The sequence below is a fragment of the Novosphingobium sp. BL-A-41-Hi4B-X5A genome (assembly GCF_055521705.1).
Genome location: NZ_JBVFVT010000002.1, coordinates 218,780 through 235,225, shown reverse-complemented (window position 1 = coordinate 235,225; position 16,446 = coordinate 218,780). Strand labels below are relative to the sequence as shown.

13 protein-coding genes are annotated in these 16,446 nt (G+C 64.8%); 6 read left to right on the top strand and 7 right to left on the bottom strand.

Annotation, left to right across the window (positions count from 1 at the left end; genetic code table 11):
• The first annotated feature begins 344 nt into the window (after positions 1–344).
• Positions 345–2,615, top strand: coding sequence for a TonB-dependent receptor (locus ACZ1JY_RS16910; protein ID WP_465131420.1), 2,271 nt, complete (start codon positions 345–347; stop codon positions 2,613–2,615).
• Positions 2,616–2,698: 83 nt separating this feature from the next.
• On the opposite strand, the gene ACZ1JY_RS16905 is transcribed toward ACZ1JY_RS16910, so the two are convergent.
• The 3 genes from ACZ1JY_RS16905 to ACZ1JY_RS16895 are packed head-to-tail and all read right to left on the bottom strand — an operon-like array spanning position 2,699 to position 5,075.
• Positions 2,699–3,475 (bottom strand): SDR family NAD(P)-dependent oxidoreductase, encoded by a 777-nt coding sequence (locus tag ACZ1JY_RS16905; RefSeq protein WP_465131419.1) that lies wholly within the window; start codon positions 3,473–3,475, stop codon positions 2,699–2,701.
• On the bottom strand, positions 3,472–4,287 hold the full coding sequence (locus tag ACZ1JY_RS16900; protein ID WP_465131418.1) for an SDR family NAD(P)-dependent oxidoreductase: 816 nt from the start codon (positions 4,285–4,287) through the stop codon (positions 3,472–3,474). Before ACZ1JY_RS16900 ends, ACZ1JY_RS16905 begins: the two co-directional genes overlap by 4 nt.
• Positions 4,288–4,292: 5 nt before the next feature.
• Positions 4,293–5,075: an SDR family NAD(P)-dependent oxidoreductase gene (locus tag ACZ1JY_RS16895; RefSeq protein WP_118075204.1), complete on the bottom strand. Its 783-nt coding sequence runs from the start codon at positions 5,073–5,075 to the stop codon at positions 4,293–4,295.
• Positions 5,076–5,229: 154 nt separating this feature from the next.
• On the opposite strand from ACZ1JY_RS16895, the gene ACZ1JY_RS16890 reads away from it, so the two are divergent.
• The 3 genes from ACZ1JY_RS16890 (at position 5,230) to ACZ1JY_RS16880 (ending at position 7,998) form a co-directional block, all read left to right on the top strand.
• A complete protein-coding gene (locus tag ACZ1JY_RS16890; protein WP_465131417.1) occupies positions 5,230–6,630 on the top strand; it encodes an aromatic ring-hydroxylating oxygenase subunit alpha in 1,401 nt (466 codons plus the stop codon).
• A 132-nt stretch (positions 6,631–6,762) separates the two neighbouring features.
• Positions 6,763–7,548 (top strand): ThuA domain-containing protein, encoded by a 786-nt coding sequence (locus ACZ1JY_RS16885; RefSeq protein WP_465131416.1) that lies wholly within the window; start codon positions 6,763–6,765, stop codon positions 7,546–7,548.
• A gap of 84 nt (positions 7,549–7,632) precedes the next feature.
• Entirely contained in the window at positions 7,633–7,998 is a 366-nt protein-coding gene (locus ACZ1JY_RS16880; protein WP_118075201.1) for a c-type cytochrome, read from the top strand.
• A gap of 145 nt (positions 7,999–8,143) precedes the next feature.
• On the opposite strand, the gene ACZ1JY_RS16875 is transcribed toward ACZ1JY_RS16880, so the two are convergent.
• Entirely contained in the window at positions 8,144–8,734 is a 591-nt protein-coding gene (locus ACZ1JY_RS16875; protein ID WP_465131415.1) for a rhodanese-like domain-containing protein, read from the bottom strand.
• A gap of 80 nt (positions 8,735–8,814) precedes the next feature.
• On the opposite strand from ACZ1JY_RS16875, the gene ACZ1JY_RS16870 reads away from it, so the two are divergent.
• Complete coding sequence (locus ACZ1JY_RS16870; protein ID WP_465131414.1) at positions 8,815–9,573, top strand: quinoprotein dehydrogenase-associated SoxYZ-like carrier; 759 nt, start codon at positions 8,815–8,817, stop codon at positions 9,571–9,573.
• Complete coding sequence (locus ACZ1JY_RS16865) at positions 9,570–10,508, top strand: quinoprotein relay system zinc metallohydrolase 1 (RefSeq protein ID WP_465131413.1); 939 nt, start codon at positions 9,570–9,572, stop codon at positions 10,506–10,508. Before ACZ1JY_RS16870 ends, ACZ1JY_RS16865 begins: the two co-directional genes overlap by 4 nt.
• Here the strand turns inward: ACZ1JY_RS16865 and ACZ1JY_RS16860 are convergent, their stop codons facing one another.
• The 3 genes from ACZ1JY_RS16860 to ACZ1JY_RS16850 all read right to left on the bottom strand — a co-directional run bounded on the left by ACZ1JY_RS16860 (position 10,509) and on the right by ACZ1JY_RS16850 (position 16,336).
• Positions 10,509–12,764, bottom strand: coding sequence for a TonB-dependent receptor (locus ACZ1JY_RS16860; RefSeq protein WP_465131412.1), 2,256 nt, complete (start codon positions 12,762–12,764; stop codon positions 10,509–10,511).
• Positions 12,764–14,785, bottom strand: coding sequence for a TonB-dependent receptor (locus ACZ1JY_RS16855; RefSeq protein WP_465131411.1), 2,022 nt, complete (start codon positions 14,783–14,785; stop codon positions 12,764–12,766). The genes ACZ1JY_RS16860 and ACZ1JY_RS16855 overlap by 1 nt, the downstream gene beginning before the upstream one ends.
• 120 nt (positions 14,786–14,905) lie before the next feature.
• Complete coding sequence (locus ACZ1JY_RS16850) at positions 14,906–16,336, bottom strand: porin family protein (protein ID WP_465131410.1); 1,431 nt, start codon at positions 16,334–16,336, stop codon at positions 14,906–14,908.
• Positions 16,337–16,446: the final 110 nt, after the last annotated feature.

Below are 16,446 nucleotides of genomic sequence, written 5' to 3'. Positions count from 1 at the left end.
GCCAAGCGGTCTGCGCGGTTGCGGGATTGTCCTGATCGGCACCTGCGCTGGTAACCGCAATTTGGCCTGACCACAATTGGTTTTGCACGGATTCCAGTGTCAGGCAACCCTCCAAACCGCCTTTCTCACTAAAATTTTAAGCAAAAACAGAGTGTAACCTGCACCCTTCGCGGCGGTACCAGATGGCCGATATACATGCCCAAACCTTGGTCATACGCGAAATCTATCATTATTATCCAAAACTTTCATGGTTTTAGACCGGATAATTTGTGTGATGGATACTTGTGTGGTCGAACTATTTGTGAGATTGGCCAGTCCAACTCACGAGACGAAGGGAGGATCATATGTTCCGCAAAGCTTATCTTGGAGCCAGCATCTCGCTGCTCGCCATCACATCCGCAGCCCAAGCGCAGGAAGCCCCCGAAGGCGGTCTCGAAGAAATCGTCGTCACCGCGCAGAAGCGCGAGCAGAACCTGCAGCAGGTCCCTGTTTCGGTTACGGCGCTTTCGGCCGAAGCGATTGCCAACAAGGGCATCACCCAGTTCGAAAACCTTGCGCAGGTCGCACCTGGTCTTACCATTACCCAGGGCACGCAGCGCACCGGTAACAGCATCAACCTGCGCGGCATCGGCACCTCGGTGTTCAGCATCGGTGTTGAGCCCGCCGTCTCGGTCGTCGTCGATGACGTTCCGATCCTGAACCAGGGCCAGGCCTTCAGCACCCTGACCGACATCGAGCGCATCGAAGTGCTGCGCGGCCCCCAGGGCACGCTGTTCGGCAAGAATGCCTCGGCCGGTGTCGTCAACATCGTCACCCGCGCTCCGACCGAGACTTTCTCGGGACGCATCGCCGCATCGGCCACCACGGACGAGGAATACCGGGTCGAAGCCGGCATCTCCGGCCCGCTGGGTGAGAACGTCGGCTTCCGTATCAACGGCTTCTACAGCGACTTCCGCGGCTACGTGAAGAACCTCGCCACCGGCAACTATCTCGGTGCCGACGAAAGCTGGGGCATCCGCGGCAAGCTTGTTGCCGACCTGTCCGACAGCGTGAAGGTCACGATCTCGGCAGAGCATTCGGAGACCGACGGCAATTCGACGCCGCGCACCGTTCTCAGCTTCGCCCCCGGCGCGACAGTTTTCGGTGCATCGCTTGCCACCAACCTCGGCACGATCAAGGCTGGCCCTGGCAACTACCTGCTCAACCAGAACTACGACGGAATCGCCAAGGGCGAGTCGACCAATGTCAGCGGTCGCATCAGCATCGATCTCGGCAGCGTCGACCTGATCTCGATCACCAGCTACCAGAAGTGGGGCCTCGACACGCAGGACGATGTCGAGCAGTTGAACCTCCCTGTGTTCGGATCGGCAACCGGTCTCGTGCAGTCCAGCCCCTACGACACGAAGAACGTCACGCAGGAACTGCGCCTGGTTTCAACCGCGCCGGGTCCGTTCCAGTACATCCTCGGCGCCTTCTTCTCGAGCGGCGAAACCGATCGTTCGTTCGATCGCGGCCCGTCCGGCCCGCTTCTTTCCAAGTGGGTATCGAACGCCGGCACCAAGACTTACGCCGCCTTCGCCCAGGGTACCTACGATCTTGCCGCCACCACGCACCTCGATGCCGGCATCCGCTACAACCACGAGAAGATCGACGTCTCGTTCCAGCGTCTGAACGTGCCTGCCACGCAGCCGGCCAACAATGCCATCTGCCTTGCGGTCTGCACGGGCAACGCGAGCGACGATGCCGTGACCGGCAAGATCGCCCTGCGTCAGGATGTTGCCGAGCGCGTGATGGTCTACGCTTCGTTCGCCACCGGCTACAAGGGCCAGGGCTACGACGTCTCGTCCGGCTTCACGCCCGCGCGTGCTGCCAACCCGGTGAAGCCGGAAACCTCGCACACCTACGAAATCGGCTTCAAGAGCCGCTTCCTCGACAATCGCGTGCAGTTCAACCTCACCGGCTTCTGGACCGATTACAAGAACTTCCAGTCGCAGTCGGCGGTGGTTCAGCCTGACCAGTCGATCCAGTTCCAGCTCAACAACGTGGGCAAGCTGCGCACCCGCGGTATCGAACTGGAACTGCAGACCAAGCCGACGCGCGAACTGTCGTTCGATCTCGCCGGCACCTGGATGGACGCGATCATCACCGAGTATCCGCTGGCCAACTGCAACACCATCCAGACCACCGATCCGATCTGCTTCGACATCGATGGCAGCGGCAGCGGCACCGCGCGCGCGCAGAACCTTGCGGGCAAGCGCCTGCCGAACGCACCGAAGTTCATGTTCAACGCCTCGGCCATGTACGACATCTTCATGGACTCGATGCCGTTCGATGGCTTCGTCACGCTCGATTATCGTTACCAGAGCCGCGTCAACTTCGACCTGTTCCAGAACCCGCTGTACTTCCAGAAGGCCTATGGCGTGCTCAACGGCAGCATCGGCGTCCGCCAGCGCGACGATCAGTATCGCGTGACGCTGTTCGTCAACAACCTGTTCGACAAGCACTTCGCCTCCAACGTCGGCGGCCTCGTCGGTGGTCAGCCAACGTCGGTGAACCAGGTACTCTCGCGCAATTCGCGCCGTTACTTCGGCATCCGCGCCAACTACAACTTCTAAGCACCAAGAGCAGCGGCCAGGCTCACGCTGAGCCTGGCCGCCTTGCCTTTCACGTCCTGGGGCAGGACAGCGAAACGCCCCCGTCAGACCTGGCTGAAGCCACCGTCCATCACGAACTCGGCGCAAGTGACAAAGCTCGCCGCGTCCGAGCAGAGATAGACCACGCCGCCGCCCATTTCCTCTGGCCGGCCCATGCGGCCGATCGGGTGGTTGGCAACGATGCCCTGCATCGCCACCTCGCGCGAAGGCACCGCACCCAGCTCTACATAACGGTCCATGATCGAATTGAGCATGCCCGTATCGATCCCGCCCGGATGCACCGAATTGACGCGGATGTTGTAGCCGAGCGCTGCGAATTCCGCGCCAAGGCACTTGCTTAGCATCTTCACCGCCGCCTTGCTGGTGCAATAGGCCGCATTGAACGCCGCCCCGCGCAGGCCCCCGACGCTGGAGAAGTTGACCACCGAAGCCCCGCCGGAACGCGCCTTGCCGCCCTCTTTCAGCAGCGGCAGCAGGATCTGCGTGCCGATGATGATCGAATCCACGTTGATCGCGTTGACGCGGTGGAAATCGGCAAGCGGCGTTTCCTCGAACTTCGTCACGATCGAATAGCCGGCGTTGTTCACCAGCGCGTCGAGCCGCCCGTGCTTGTCCTGCACCAGCGCCGCCACGGCCTGCCAATCGGCCTCGCTCGTCACGTCATGCTTGAGATAGTGGTCCGCGCCTTCGATCTGCGCCTCGGCGGCCAGATCGGTGGCGATAACCGTAGCGTTCGCCGCCTTCAGCGCCTTGACCAGTTCCCGGCCAATCCCGCCCGCCGCGCCGGTTACGACGGCGACTACATTGTCCAGTCCGATCATTGTGCGGTCCATCCCCCGTCGATCACCAGCTCTGCGCCGGTCATGTAGCTTGAATCCTCGCTGGCGAGGAAGAACGCGGCGCTCGCCAGCTCGCTCGGCTGCGCCAGACGCCCGATCGGCGTCGCACCAACCACGCCCGCCACCAGGTCATCCGGCTTTTCGGCAAAGCCCTGATCGACCCAGCGCTGGAACCCAGCCTTGAGCAGCGGCGTCTCGACAAAGCCGGGGTGCAGCGAATTGGCGCGGATCGGCGTCTTCTTCTGGGCGAATTCGATGGCGATGCCCTTGGTGAACAGCCGCACCGCGCCCTTGCTGGCGTTGTAAGCCGAAACCTCGTTCATCCCCACCAGCCCCATGATCGAGCTGACGTTGATGATCGAGGAACCGCCGCGGAAGTCCTTGCCACTCTCCCCCATCAGCGGCACGAAATGCTTGGTGCCAAGGAACACGCCGTCAACGTTGATCGACATGATCCGCCGCCAACCTTCCATCGAGAGGCTCTCGACCGGCCCGGTCAGGTCGATCCCGGCATTGTTGACCAGCACATGGCACTTGCCGTGGCGCTCTTTCACCAGAGCGACGGCACGCTCCCAGTCCTCTTCCTTGGCCACGTTGGCGCTGATGTAGCTCGCGGCCTGGCCGAGACGGCCCATCACTTCGCGCGCGGTGTCGCTATCCTCGGCGTCGAGGTCCGAGAGCACCACCTCCGCGCCCTCGGCCAGGAAACGCTCGGCGCAGGCAAGGCCGATGCCGCGAAGGCCCCCTGATACGAAGGCGACGCGCCCCTTCAGGCGCTGTGCGGAAAGTTCCATGTTGCTCAAACCCCCATCATGCCGGCTGTCGTCGCGCCGTCGATCGCGTATTCCGCGCCGGAGATGAACCCGGCTTCGTCGCTCGAAAGGTAGGCGACCAGCCCCGCCACTTCATTGAGCTGGGCCATGCGCTTCATCGGCGCCATGCCCTCGTACATCGCGCGCGCGGCCGCAGGATCGGGCTGCGCGTTCATGATCTGCTGGATCAGCGGGGTTTCCACCACGCCCGGCAGGATCGCGTTGACGCGGATGGCATAGCCCTTCTGTCCGCAGTGCACCGCTGCCGACTTGGCCAGCGCGCAAACCGCCGCCTTGGTCACCGAATAGGTCACGTAATTGCCCAGGGGCCGCGTGGCGTTCATAGAGGAATTGATCACAATCGAGCCCTTCGGCCCATCGGGATTGCGCTTCATGCCCGCAATCGCGTTCTGCACGGTCAGCATCACGCCGGTCTGGTTGATGGCGACGACGTTGTTCCAGTCGTCGATCGAAACGTCCTCGATGCTGGCATCGCCGCGCTCGGTCCCGGCGTTGGCGAAGGCGATGTCGAGCCGGCCCTCGGCGGCGATGATCTCGTCAATCAGCGCGGGCCAGCTCGCCGCATCCTGCACGCGGTGCTTGCGGAACACGGCGCCGGTCTGGGCGCAGAGCGCCGCCGCCTCTTCCTCCTTCGATCCGGTGAACCAGACCTTGGCTCCCTCTTGCGCCAGGCGCGCCACCGTGGCCGCGCCGATGCCGGTGGTGCCGCCAGTGATCAGGGCGACTTTCCCTTCAAGCCTCTTGGACAATTGTTCTCTCCCGCAAGAATCTGCGTCAGTTTATAGCGTCAGTGGTTACGCGCAGGCGGCAGCCGTGCAACCTATGCTTTCAGCAAGGTGACGCGCGCGCGCAAGGGCGGCAAAACCGGCAGCATTGACCGGAATAAGGGCAAGGAACGAGAGAATGGCTGACAGCGATCCCAACATGGGTGGCGGCAAGGCACGATGCGAGGCGATCAGCTGGCAGGAACTGCTGGCACAGGATTCGCGCCCCGCTCCGGCGATGCTCACCGAAGAAAGCTACCAGTATCGCGGCTCGGAACCCTTGGCGGCAGAGCGCTACACCTCGGAAGACTTCGCCCGCCTCGAGCGCGAAAAGATGTGGCCCCACGTCTGGCAGTTCGCCGCGCGCGAGGAGGACATCCCCGAAGCCGGTGACTACACCGTGTTCGAGAACGCGGGCCGTTCATGGCTGATCTCCCGCCAGGAAGATGGCAGCGTCAAGGCGATGCACAACGTCTGCCTCCATCGCGGCCGCAAGCTGCGGACAGAGGACGGCACCGCCGACACCTTCACCTGCCCGTTCCACGGCTTTGCCTGGAACAAGGACGGCAGCTTCGCCGGCATGCCCTGTTCGTGGGACTTCAAGCACCTCTCGGCCGAAAAGATGCATCTGCCCGAGGCCGAAGTCGGTCGTTGGGGCGGCTACATCTTCCTGCGTGAGGAGCCGGGCGGCCCCACGCTCGAGGAATACCTCGCCCCGCTGCCGGAATTCTTCAAGCGCTGGCGGCATGAGGAATGCACCACGGTGATCTGGGTGGCCAAGGAAGTCCCCGCCAACTGGAAGGTCACTGCCGAAGCCTTCATGGAAGCCTGGCACACCGTCGTCACCCACCCGCAGTTGCTACCCTTCACCGGCGATGCCAACAGCGCCTACTGGACCTATGGCGACAACGTGAACGTCAACCACGTGCCGTTCGGCATCATGTCCCCGCACGTCGATCCCAACGGCAAGACGCAGCAGTGGATCGTCGACGAGTTCTGCAAGTACAATGGCCGCTCGGCTGACAACTACGACGCGTCTGGCGATCCTTTCGCCGTCAGCGTGCCCGAAGGCATGACCGCACGCGCCGCATTGGGCGCCGCCATGCGCGCAGGCTACACCGCGCAAACCGGCTACGATCACGATCACGCGACCGACGCCGAACTGCTCGACGGCCTGGTCTACAACGTCTTCCCCAACTTCGCGCCGTGGGGCGGCTTCATGCCGAACATCGTCTACCGCTGGCGCCCCGGAAAGACGCCCGACACCTGCCTGATGGAAGTGCGCATCCTCGCCCGCGTCAAGAAGGGCGATCCCATGCCGCACGGCGTGCCGATGAAGTTGCTCACCAACGAGCAGAAGTGGACCGATGCGCCCGAACTGGGCGTGCTGGGCCACGTCTTCGAACAGGACATGGACAACCTGCCCTATGTCCAGGACGGCCTCCACGCCTCCAAGACCGGCGAGGTCAACCTCGGCGACTATCAGGAAATCCGCATCCGCCAGTTCCACCAGACGCTCGACAAGTACCTGAACGCTTGAGCGGAAAAGGCACCCCCTCCTTGCTCCCCTCCCGCAGGCGGGAGGGGTTGGGGGTGGGCATCCCACGCCAGCGTTTGCAAAAGAACAAAACCGCCAAGGTCAAGCGGCTGCCAGTTCTAGAGGTGATACCAAGTGACTGAAAACACAACGGACGTTCACCCCCCGCGCATCGACTGCGTGTTCGTCTGCGGCGGCGTCTGGCATGACATGGACTTCGCCCGCCTCGAAATCCTCAAGCTGCTGGCCGAGGATCCGGCGATCCGCACCCGCGTGTTCGAGGACTACGAGAACATCGAGGCAATCCGCGCCGCCGACATCCTGATCACCTACACCTGCGACGTCACGCCCTCATTGAAGGCGCAGGAAGCCTTGCGCGATTGGCTGCACGCGGGCGGGCGCTGGTATGCGCTGCACGGCACCAACTCGGTCCTGCGCTTCCTCACCGATGGCCCCAACAAGGACCTGTGGGACGCGCCGCGCTGGGCGCCGCTGATGATGGACCTGCTCGGCAGCCAGTTCATCAGCCACCCCCCGATCGCGCCCTATACGGTGACGGTCGCCGATCCCGATCACCCGCTGGTGCAAGGGGTGGAGCCGTTCGAGACCACCGACGAACTCTATCACATGGAGTACCACGGGGCCCTGCACGTCCTGCTCGAAACCGATTGCACCGTGGAAGGCACCGGCTTTGTCGAGGCGGCAGATGCCATCGGCAAGCATGCCGTCATGTATCTGAAGGACCACGGCAAAGGCGGCGTGCTCTACAATACGCTCGGCCATTGCCGCGGGCACTATGATCTGCAACCGATGCTCGATTGGTGGCCCACGGTGGACCGCTGCGCCTGGGACCTGCCGGTGTTCTACGACCTGCTCCGCCGCGGCATCGGCTGGCTCAAGGACCGTCCGGCGAAAGCCTGAAATCCCGCATCGGTCCTAAGTCCAATTTTGGCGCGCAGGGGGTCGTGTCACACCTTCCGGGTAAACGAATCCGGGAGAGACAACATGACCACCCTCCGCCTTGCGCTGCTCACCGGCGCCCTGCTGACCGCCACCACCGCGCAGGCCGGCCCCGCCGCTCCGCCCTCAACCTGGGCACGCTGCGCCGTCTGCCACAGCAACACCAAGGGAGCGCCCGACAAGATCGGCCCCAACCTCTATGGCGTCTATGGCCACAAGATGGGCGTCAAGGGCACCTACAAGTTCTCGGATGCAGTCAAGAAGTCTGGCCTCAAGCTCGATGACGCCACGCTCGACAAGTGGCTGGAAAGCCCGGCAAAACTCGTCCCCGGCAACCGCATGAGCTTCCCCGGCATCAAGGACAAGGCCAAGCGCGCCGAACTGATCGCCTACCTCAAGACACTGAAGTAAGCGCCAAGATCCTCCCCATTTTCGCGAAGCGCAAATGGGGAGGTGGCAGCGCGCAGCGCTGACGGAGGGGCAAGAGTCCAACCCCTCCACCCCCAGCAGCGCTGGCGGTTATCCTCCCCGTTTGTCCGGCGGAAAACAGGGAAGATCAGCGTGTTGCAATGACCACAGGCCGGGCAGGCACCAGCGCCCGCCCCGCCTCGTGCCAGCCCTCGATACCTTCGGCAAACCAATAGACTTGCGGAAATCCGTCGCTGGCCAGGCGCCGGGCCGCATTCCAGCTCATCCAGCAATCGCTGCGGCAGAACACTACCACTGGCAACGTCGGGCGTCTGGTCCGGGCAACGTCCACCGCATTACGCAGGCCCTGCCACAGAACCGCGTCGGCATTCGCGCGCCCGGTTTCAGGGTGCCATGCTGCACCTGGAATCGTCTCATGCTGCGCAGCAAGCGTCCACTTCCCGGTCAGCGGATCACGCACGCCGCCTTCCGCCGGCAGCACATCGATGAACAGCGCATCGACCCCCGGTCTGAGGCGAAGCGCCGCTTCCAGCGTGATGGCAGCGGCCGGTGTCGGCAGGCGATCAACCGGAGCGCGATAGCGTGCCGTGCGATACCCCGCAGTGTCGAACAGTTGAGGGGGAGTTGCGGCAGAATCATGGGCCTGCGCCTTAGAGTTGCCGGGGAGTTGGAAAGCGGCGAAAACCGCCAGGCTAAGCGCCAGATGCCTTGATTTCACGGCCTTTTCCGCTCCCTACTCCTTATTCCAAGGTCCAATATGCTCGCTCGGCCAATGCGCGCATAGTGTGCTTTGGGAGAATGCGCATGAAGGCAAAGCTGACAATCGCCGCCCTCTTGATACCGGTCGCAGCACCGGCGCTGGCGGCGCCTGCAGATCCGCTGCAGTCGCCAATGTGGGAGCATCACGCCGCGCACCTGTTCGGCAAGGATGCCGTGGTGTTTGATGATCGCGTTGCCGTCCGCATTCCCGAAATTGCTGAAAACCAAAGGGTTTTTCCGGTCACTGTGGATGCCCGCGCCTTGCCCGACGTGCGCCGCATCGTGCTTTTTGCCGATCTCAACCCCATCCCCGTCGCCGTGGACTACACGCCCACCGGGGCCGAACCCTTCCTCGCCACGCGGATCAAGCTCGACCAGCGCACCCCGGTCCGCGCGGCGGTACAGACGCAGGACGGCACGTGGCACGTCGGCGGATCGTGGATCGACGCCGCAGGCGGCGGCTGCTCGGCCCCGCCGGTCAGCCGCGTGAAAGGGGACTGGGCGGACCATCTGGGCGAGGTTCGGGCGGGGCAATGGTCTGAAAAAGCAGGAGAAACACGCCTGCGCATGGCCTTCCGGCACCCGATGGACACCGGGCTGGTCGAGAACATTCCAGCCTACAACATCGAACGGCTGACCGTCCGCGATGCCAGCGGCAAGGCATTGGGCCAGATGCAGATTTTTGGCTCCGTGGCGGAAGACCCGGCCTTCACCCTGGTGGTCAAGGCAACCGGCACGATCAGCTTCGAAGCCCGCGACAGCGCCGGCCTGGAGTTTCCCGGCAAGGTGGGTGCGTGAGGCTGGACCGCAGGGCGTTGTTGCTGGCCGGACTGCTCACCCCCGCTGCCGCCTTTGCCGAGAAATTTGCAGGCAAATACAATCCCGTATCCGAGCAGATCGCGGACGGTCTGTGGATGGTGCGCGGCACTGACGAGGCCATCGCCTTTGCCAACGGCGGCGCGATTGCCAACAGTGCGATCATCGCGACAGACGCGGGCGCGGTGCTGTTCGACCCCGGCGTATCGCGCGAACACGGCCTTGCGCTGGGCGCGATGGCGCAGCGGCTGACCGGCAGGGCGGTGAGCCGCGTCTACATCAGCCACCTGCACCCCGACCATGCGATGGGCGCGGCGGCGTTCGATCCGGCCTTGGTCCACGCCCTGCCCGCCACGCGGGCTGAGCTGGAGCGTGATGGCGAGGGCTTTTCGGACGCGATGTACCGCCTGCTGGCCGACTGGATGAAGGGAACGGCGATCGTCCTGCCGCAAGGCGATGTCACTGAAGGACAAGCGCAATTTGGCGGGCGCAGCTTCCGTCTGCTGGCGCTGAAAGGCCATTCCGGCGGCGATCTGGCACTGCTGGACGAGGCGACCGGCACGCTGATCGCAGGCGACCTCGTGTTTCACGATCGCGCCGCATCGACGCCGCACGCCAGCCTGCCCGACTGGCGCGCCTCGCTCGACCGGCTCGCCGCGACGCCGCACAAGCTGCTGGTGCCGGGGCACGGGCCGATCGACCGCGATGGCGCCGCAATCGCGCAGACCCGCGATTGGCTCGACTGGATCGACGCGACGCTGCGCGATGCGGTGACCAGGGGCCTCGACATGAGCGAGGCTGGGGACATTCCGATTCCTCCCCGGTTTTCAACGCTCAAGGCCGCGCGCTATGAACTGCAGCGCAGCGTCTCGCACTTCTATCCCGGATTGGAAGCGGAACTGCTGCCGCGCTTGTGATCAGAACTCCGCCCTGAGCGATACCGTCAGCCGGCGCGGGGCGCCGGGGGCGTAGGCGCGGGGGTTTTCGGCACCGGGGGCTTCGGCAAGGTCTATCTCGTCAACTTCGCTGAAAGTGCCGAAGGTGGCGTAGCGCTTGTTCAACACGTTGCGCACTTGCGCGACAAGGCGAATGCCCGGCGCAAGGCTGACCGCGCCATCGAGATCGAACACCGCATAGGCGGGCGTGCGCGGATTGTCGTTGCCCTCGTCGCCGGCGAGATACTGGCCCGAGCGGGCGCGCATCGTGATACCGGCAGACCAGCTCCGCACCTCCCGCGCAAGGCGCAGGTTGAGGGCGTGGCGCGGCACGGCAGGCAGCTGGTCACCTCTCGCCACCATGATCGTGCCCTCGTCATCGGCCGCCGGGTTCGACGGGCTCGACATGGTGAAGGCATCGCGGAAGCGTGCATCGGTGAAGGCAAAGGCGGCGGACGCGTGCCAGCCATCGTGCCGCCATTCCGCCGAGGCTTCGATGCCCTGCCTGCGGGTATGGCCGAGATTGGCGAAATAGGCCCGCCCGCGCACGCTCGAGGCTATCATGCGGATATCGTTGCTGGTTTCGGAGCGCCACAGGTTGATGCGCCAGGCCAGCATCTTGCCGGTTGCGCTCAGGCCGCCATGCCAGTTGGTTGCCGTCACCTGCCTGAGCGGCGGATCGGCGATGAAGAAGTTCGCAAGGGTGCAAGGGGCATCCGGGTCGGCGCAGCTCAATTCCGCAGGGGTGGGATTGCGGCTGGTCAGCGAGAAGCCGGCGGTGGCATGAAGGCCGGTGCCAAGGGCATAGTCGAATTCGACCGAAGGATTGAAACGATCGAAGCTGTGACGACCGTTCAGCGCGGTGCCCAACTGGTCTTCCATCACCACGCGGTTGTGCGAATAGCGCGCCCCGGCCTCGACCGAGAGCGCCCTGGTCAACGGCATCTCCAAGTTGGCGAAGAGGGCGAAATCGTCGAGCTTGGAAACCAGCGACACCGGCTGGATCGCCCCTTCGGCCGAGATCAGCGGCAGGCCGAGATCCTCGACCGAGCGATCGTCTTCCAGCTCGCCAAGATCGGTCTGGGCGGCAAAGCGGGTGCGGGCATGCTCCCACGTGCCGCCGAGCGCAATGCGACGCGTGCCGAGGTCGGTTTCGACGGTGTCCTGCCATTGCAGCGTGGCACCATAGGCCTGCGTGCGCTCCTTGCCGCGATTGAACACGGCAGGATCGTCTCCTGCGGCGTCCGCGGCAACGGGACTGCCGCTGGAAAACAGCGGATCGCTGTAGCTGTCGTCCTCATCCTCGATGCAGAGCTGCGCCGGGTTGGCATCGCAAGGGCCGAAATCGGCAAGGTCGCCGTTGGCATTGCGACGATCAAGGTACTGCCAGTGGGCGCGCAGTTCGATGCGGGAGGTTTCGCCGATAGGCAGCCAGGGCGCTGCGACCATGCGGGCAAAGCGGGTGCGCGTGCTGTCGGGCCGGGTGAATACCGCATCGTACTTCGCATCGAGCAGTTCGACCGGCGAGACGCCGTTGCCGGTAAGATCGGTCGAACTACCCAGGGCGGAGAGTTCGATGCCCCAGCCCTCGCCCTGATGGATGCCCTTGGCAAAGCCGCGATAGAGCGTCGACGGGCTGGCCACGCGCCAGCCCTTGTCGTGCCGCGCTTCGAACGCGACGAGCAGGTTGCTTTGCGCGGTGCCGGTGCCATAGCTGACCGCGCCGCCAGCCATCCCTTCGCTGTCAACATCGCCCTGGCCGCGCAGGCCGGACAGGGTCACGCCGTCGCCGGTCTGGACGAGCACCGATCCCGCCAGCGCATTGCGGCCGAGCACCGGGTTGGCATCGTTGACCTGCGCGGCAACGAGCACCGTATCGGGCACGAGATCCAGCAGAACGACATCGCCGAACGGCTGGTTGAAGCGGACGCCATCGAGATAGACGGCGATGCCCTGCTCCATGCCCTGAAGCGCACCGGCGGAGAAGCCGCGCCAGTTCAGCGTTGCCTGCCACGGATTGCCAGCGGCCTCGCCCAGAGTCAGGCCGGGAATGGCGCGTTCTAGCGCGCGGCCGAGATCGGCGCGGCCCGAGGCGTCGATAGCCGCAAGGTCGAGCGCGCGGGCCTCGTCAAGGTCGATCATGCCGCCGGGGGCATTGACGACGATCTGCGGATCGTTCTGAGCAAGAGCGGGTGCGGAACCGGCAGCGAACAGCAGCGGGATCAGCTTGCGCATCATCAGATCTTCACCCTCACCCCTGCCCAGAGCGTGCGTGGATTGCCAAGGTCAATCGAGCCGCCCGAATTGCGGGTGACGATCTCGGTATCGAACAGGTTTTCCGCGCGCAGGACCAGGCTGATCCCCCGGGGCAGCGGCACTTGCGCGAACATGTCGAGTGTCGTCGCGGCCTTCAGGCTGTCGCTCTGGAGGTCGTCCTCGTACTGCTGGCCGACGTGGCGCAGGGTGGCCGCAACGTCCCAGCCTTCGGCAGGGCTAAGGCCGAGCGTGGCCGAGGCGGCGAGGCGCGGGGTCTGTGCCGGGCGCTTGCCGGTGAGGTTCGACAGCGGGCCGTTGCGCACTTCGGCGTCAGTCCACGCCAGCGAGCCATCGAAGCGGACGATGCCCAGTTCGGCGTGGGCGGAGGCTTCGATGCCGCGTGCGCGGATCTGGTCGACATTGCGGCGCTGGCGCAAGTTGGTGCCGATCGTGACGTTGGCAACGGCATCTTCGATGCGGTTGTCAAAGCCGGTGACAGAGAAACGCAGGCCATTTGCGGGGGTGAGGTCGATCCCCGCCTCAAAGCCCTTCTGCTTCTCGTTGCGCAAGGCCGCGTTGGCCTGTGTGGTGACCGGGAAGACGGTGAACGGGCGGTAGAGTTCGTTGAGCGTCGGCTGGCGCAGGCCGGTGTAGGCCGCCGCGCGCAACGCGATCATGCTGCTGGCGCGAAGCACGGCACCACCGCGCCAGGTGACCGTCCAGTCAGTCTGCGTGGCATAGTCGGTGCGGCTGGTAACGGTACCCGCGTTGTTGCGGACCTCGAAGTAGCCATCGGCAATCACGGTGCGATCGGCGCGCAGGCCTCCGGTGAGGACGAGTGCGCCCAGCGTCAGGTCGTTCTCGGCGTAGAAGCCGAGGTCGGTATTGACACCCCCTGCCCGGCGGCGCGCGATGATCGCGCCGGTGGCGGCGCTGATCGCGTTTTCCTTCATCGTGCCCGAGGCGCGGCGCCAGTCCACGCCAAGGCGCAGCACGTCGTTCCCGCCCATCGGCGGGCGCAGCTCGAACTTGCCGCCGAGCCCTTGGGCAGGCGTATCGTATTGATCGAGCGTGGGTTTGAAGCTGGTGGCGGAGACGACGATGTTGTCGAAATTGCGCACCTGGACATAGGCCAGGGCATCGAACTGCCAGTTGCCGCGGCCGACGAGGCGCAGGCTGGCGTCCTGTCCTTCGCTGGAGGTGGTGGCGCCCTTGAAGCGCAGCAGGCGGTCGTCGCGATAGACCAGCGCGCGGGCTTGCAGTTCGACCGTATCGGTCAGCGGGGCGACGGCACGGACTTGCGTTGACCAGGATTCATAGCGGGCGCGGACGGTGGCGGGGACGCGCTGCGCCTCAGGCGTGGTGAAGAAGCCCTTGCCGCGATCCCAACGGCCGGAGACGACAGCGAAGCCCGAGCCGAGGCGGGGGGCGACGCTGAGGGCTGCTTCGGTCTCGCCGCGCTGGCTGGCGAGGAGCTGGCCGTTGACGAGGCCGAGTTGATCGGGGCCTGCGCTTTCCAGCTCTATCGTGCCGGACAACGCGCCGGCGCCGAACGGGCCGGAGCCGCCACCACGCGTGACGCGGATCGCGCCGAGCGTGTCAGGCGCGAGCGCTGGCAGCGGGACATAGCCGAAGAACGGATCGGCCATCGGCACGCCATCGAGCAGGACCAGCGCGCGGCTGGTGGCGTTACCGCCCAGCGCGCGCAAGGTGACGCCCTGCGCCGAGGGGTTGGACGAGCGGCTGTCCGACCGGCGGAACTGCTGGAACCCTGCGACCGAGGTCAGCACATCCTCGATGCGGCCCGAGGCCGAAGTGGTGATGGCATCGCGGCCGATCTCGACGCTGGAATAGGCAGGCGTGCCGGGGGTCTTTTCGAGACCGGTGCCGGTGACGACGATCTGGCCGCCGGGGCCTTCATCGGCGAAAGCCGGAAGTGCGGTCGATGCGAGGGCGGCTGCGGCCACAAGGCTGCAGGCCTTGAGAAACTTGGTGTCGTCCATCTGCTGCGACTTTCCGGATGACGATGTGAAAAGAGGTATGTCGGCGGCGGTAAGAGAGGAGATTTTCGCCGCCGACAAGGGTGGACTTTCGTATCGGATGTTAAGTTTTTGAAACCCAGGTCAGAAGAACAGGATTCCGCCAACCGCCAGCGCGTCGCTCTCGGCCTTGTTCCCCGAGTGGGCGACCGCCTTCGAATGCACGTATTCGCCGATCAGCGTGACCCACGAGGTCAGGCCGTAGCGGACCTGACCGACGTAGCTGGAGTTCACGTCGAGCAGGTTGGGATTGGCGAGGCGATCGGTGTTGCTGGCGTAATCGAGGTGGCTCTCACCATAGCTGCCGCCGACCGAGACCTTGCCGAAGGTGGCCAGAGCCTGGGCGTAGAAGCCGCTGGAATCGCGCTTGGCGATGCCGGAGCCGGTCTGCGGGAGACCGGTGTCGAACAGGCCGAGCACGGTCGTGCCGAGGCCGCTGGCGGTGTAGTAGTAGCCGGTCGCCGTGACCGGGCCGACCGTCAGCTTGCCGCCGAAGTCCACGCCGCTGCCGGTATAGCTGCCGCCGCCGACGATATCGTGCTTCTGCGTGATGCCCGATACCCAAAGGCGCGCGGCGACGTCGCCGAACTTGCCGTCATACGTGACCTTGCCCTGGAAGCCGGGGGCCGAGTTGCTTTCGGCAGGGCCGGTGAGCGAGGACAGTGGCTGGAACACGCCGACCGACGCCTGCAGGCCCTTGAGGTTGGGCGTGGTGTAAGTGATCTGCGGCTGGAAATCGGTGTAGATGTAGCCCACGCCGATGCGGCCCAGCGTGGTGTTGCCGGGCGCGACGTTATTGCCGGGCGTGCCCGAGGACAGCAGGGTGATATCGTTGAGAATGCCCTCCGACCCGAACAGGCCGATATCGCGGCCGATCTTGAAGGTGCCGACATTGGGCTTGCCGAAGGTCATGTAGGTCTGGCGGAAGTCGATGCCGGCGGTGGCAAGGGCGGTCGGCTGGCCACCGTTGTTGGCGCCCAGAGCGCCCCAGGCGGTCGAGTTGATGCCCGGGTACATGCCGAAGGTGGCGCCGACATCCCAGCCCGACTGCTGGGTCGCGACCGAAACCTTGAGGAAGCCGGGGAGCAGGCCGTTGCGGATCGCGCTCGAATTGTTGGCGCCGACGCTGGCGATACCGCCGGTGACCGCGGTGCGGGCGGTTGGCGTGGCGGGATTGTCGTGGACGTAGAAGCCGTTGACCGAGCCCGAGAAGGTGATCGTGGCCGGGCCGACTTCGAGGCCGATGCCGGATGCGGCCATGCGGACCATGCGGCTGGAATCGACGGATTCGGTGGCGCGGGTCATGGTATCGCCAGCAGGGGCGGCGCCAGATGCAGCGGGGGCAGGCGAAGGCTTGTTCTCTTCGGCCAGCAGCTCGGCATATTCCTCGTCGGAGAGGATGCCCTTTTCGTGCAGGCGCTTGAGCAGTTCGGCCGTGCCGGCGTAGGCGGGCGTGGTCGCAATCGCCATCGTGGCGAGCGCAACCGAGGCGCAAAGCGCCTTCTTGATGTTCATGTCTGGTCCCCTCCGTGAAAGGTCGTGTCGATTATTCTGCGACTGAGCGGGGACAATGCTGCGCGGAAACAAACTGCGATATTGGACTTTGGGCGTTGGACTTTGGGATA

Bases quoted from the DNA above. Each gene is read 5' to 3' on its own strand.
- ACZ1JY_RS16910 (WP_465131420.1), top strand. From the start codon at position 345: ATGTTCCGCAAAGCTTATCTTGGAGCCAGCATCTCGCTGCTCGCCATC.
- ACZ1JY_RS16905 (WP_465131419.1), bottom strand. From the start codon at position 3,475: ATGATCGGACTGGACAATGTAGTCGCCGTCGTAACCGGCGCGGCGGGC.
- ACZ1JY_RS16900 (WP_465131418.1), bottom strand. From the start codon at position 4,287: ATGGAACTTTCCGCACAGCGCCTGAAGGGGCGCGTCGCCTTCGTATCA.
- ACZ1JY_RS16890 (WP_465131417.1), top strand. From the start codon at position 5,230: ATGGCTGACAGCGATCCCAACATGGGTGGCGGCAAGGCACGATGCGAG.
- ACZ1JY_RS16880 (WP_118075201.1), top strand. From the start codon at position 7,633: ATGACCACCCTCCGCCTTGCGCTGCTCACCGGCGCCCTGCTGACCGCC.
- ACZ1JY_RS16870 (WP_465131414.1), top strand. From the start codon at position 8,815: ATGCGCATGAAGGCAAAGCTGACAATCGCCGCCCTCTTGATACCGGTC.
- ACZ1JY_RS16860 (WP_465131412.1), bottom strand. From the start codon at position 12,764: ATGATGCGCAAGCTGATCCCGCTGCTGTTCGCTGCCGGTTCCGCACCC.
- ACZ1JY_RS16855 (WP_465131411.1), bottom strand. From the start codon at position 14,785: ATGGACGACACCAAGTTTCTCAAGGCCTGCAGCCTTGTGGCCGCAGCC.
- ACZ1JY_RS16850 (WP_465131410.1), bottom strand. From the start codon at position 16,336: ATGAACATCAAGAAGGCGCTTTGCGCCTCGGTTGCGCTCGCCACGATG.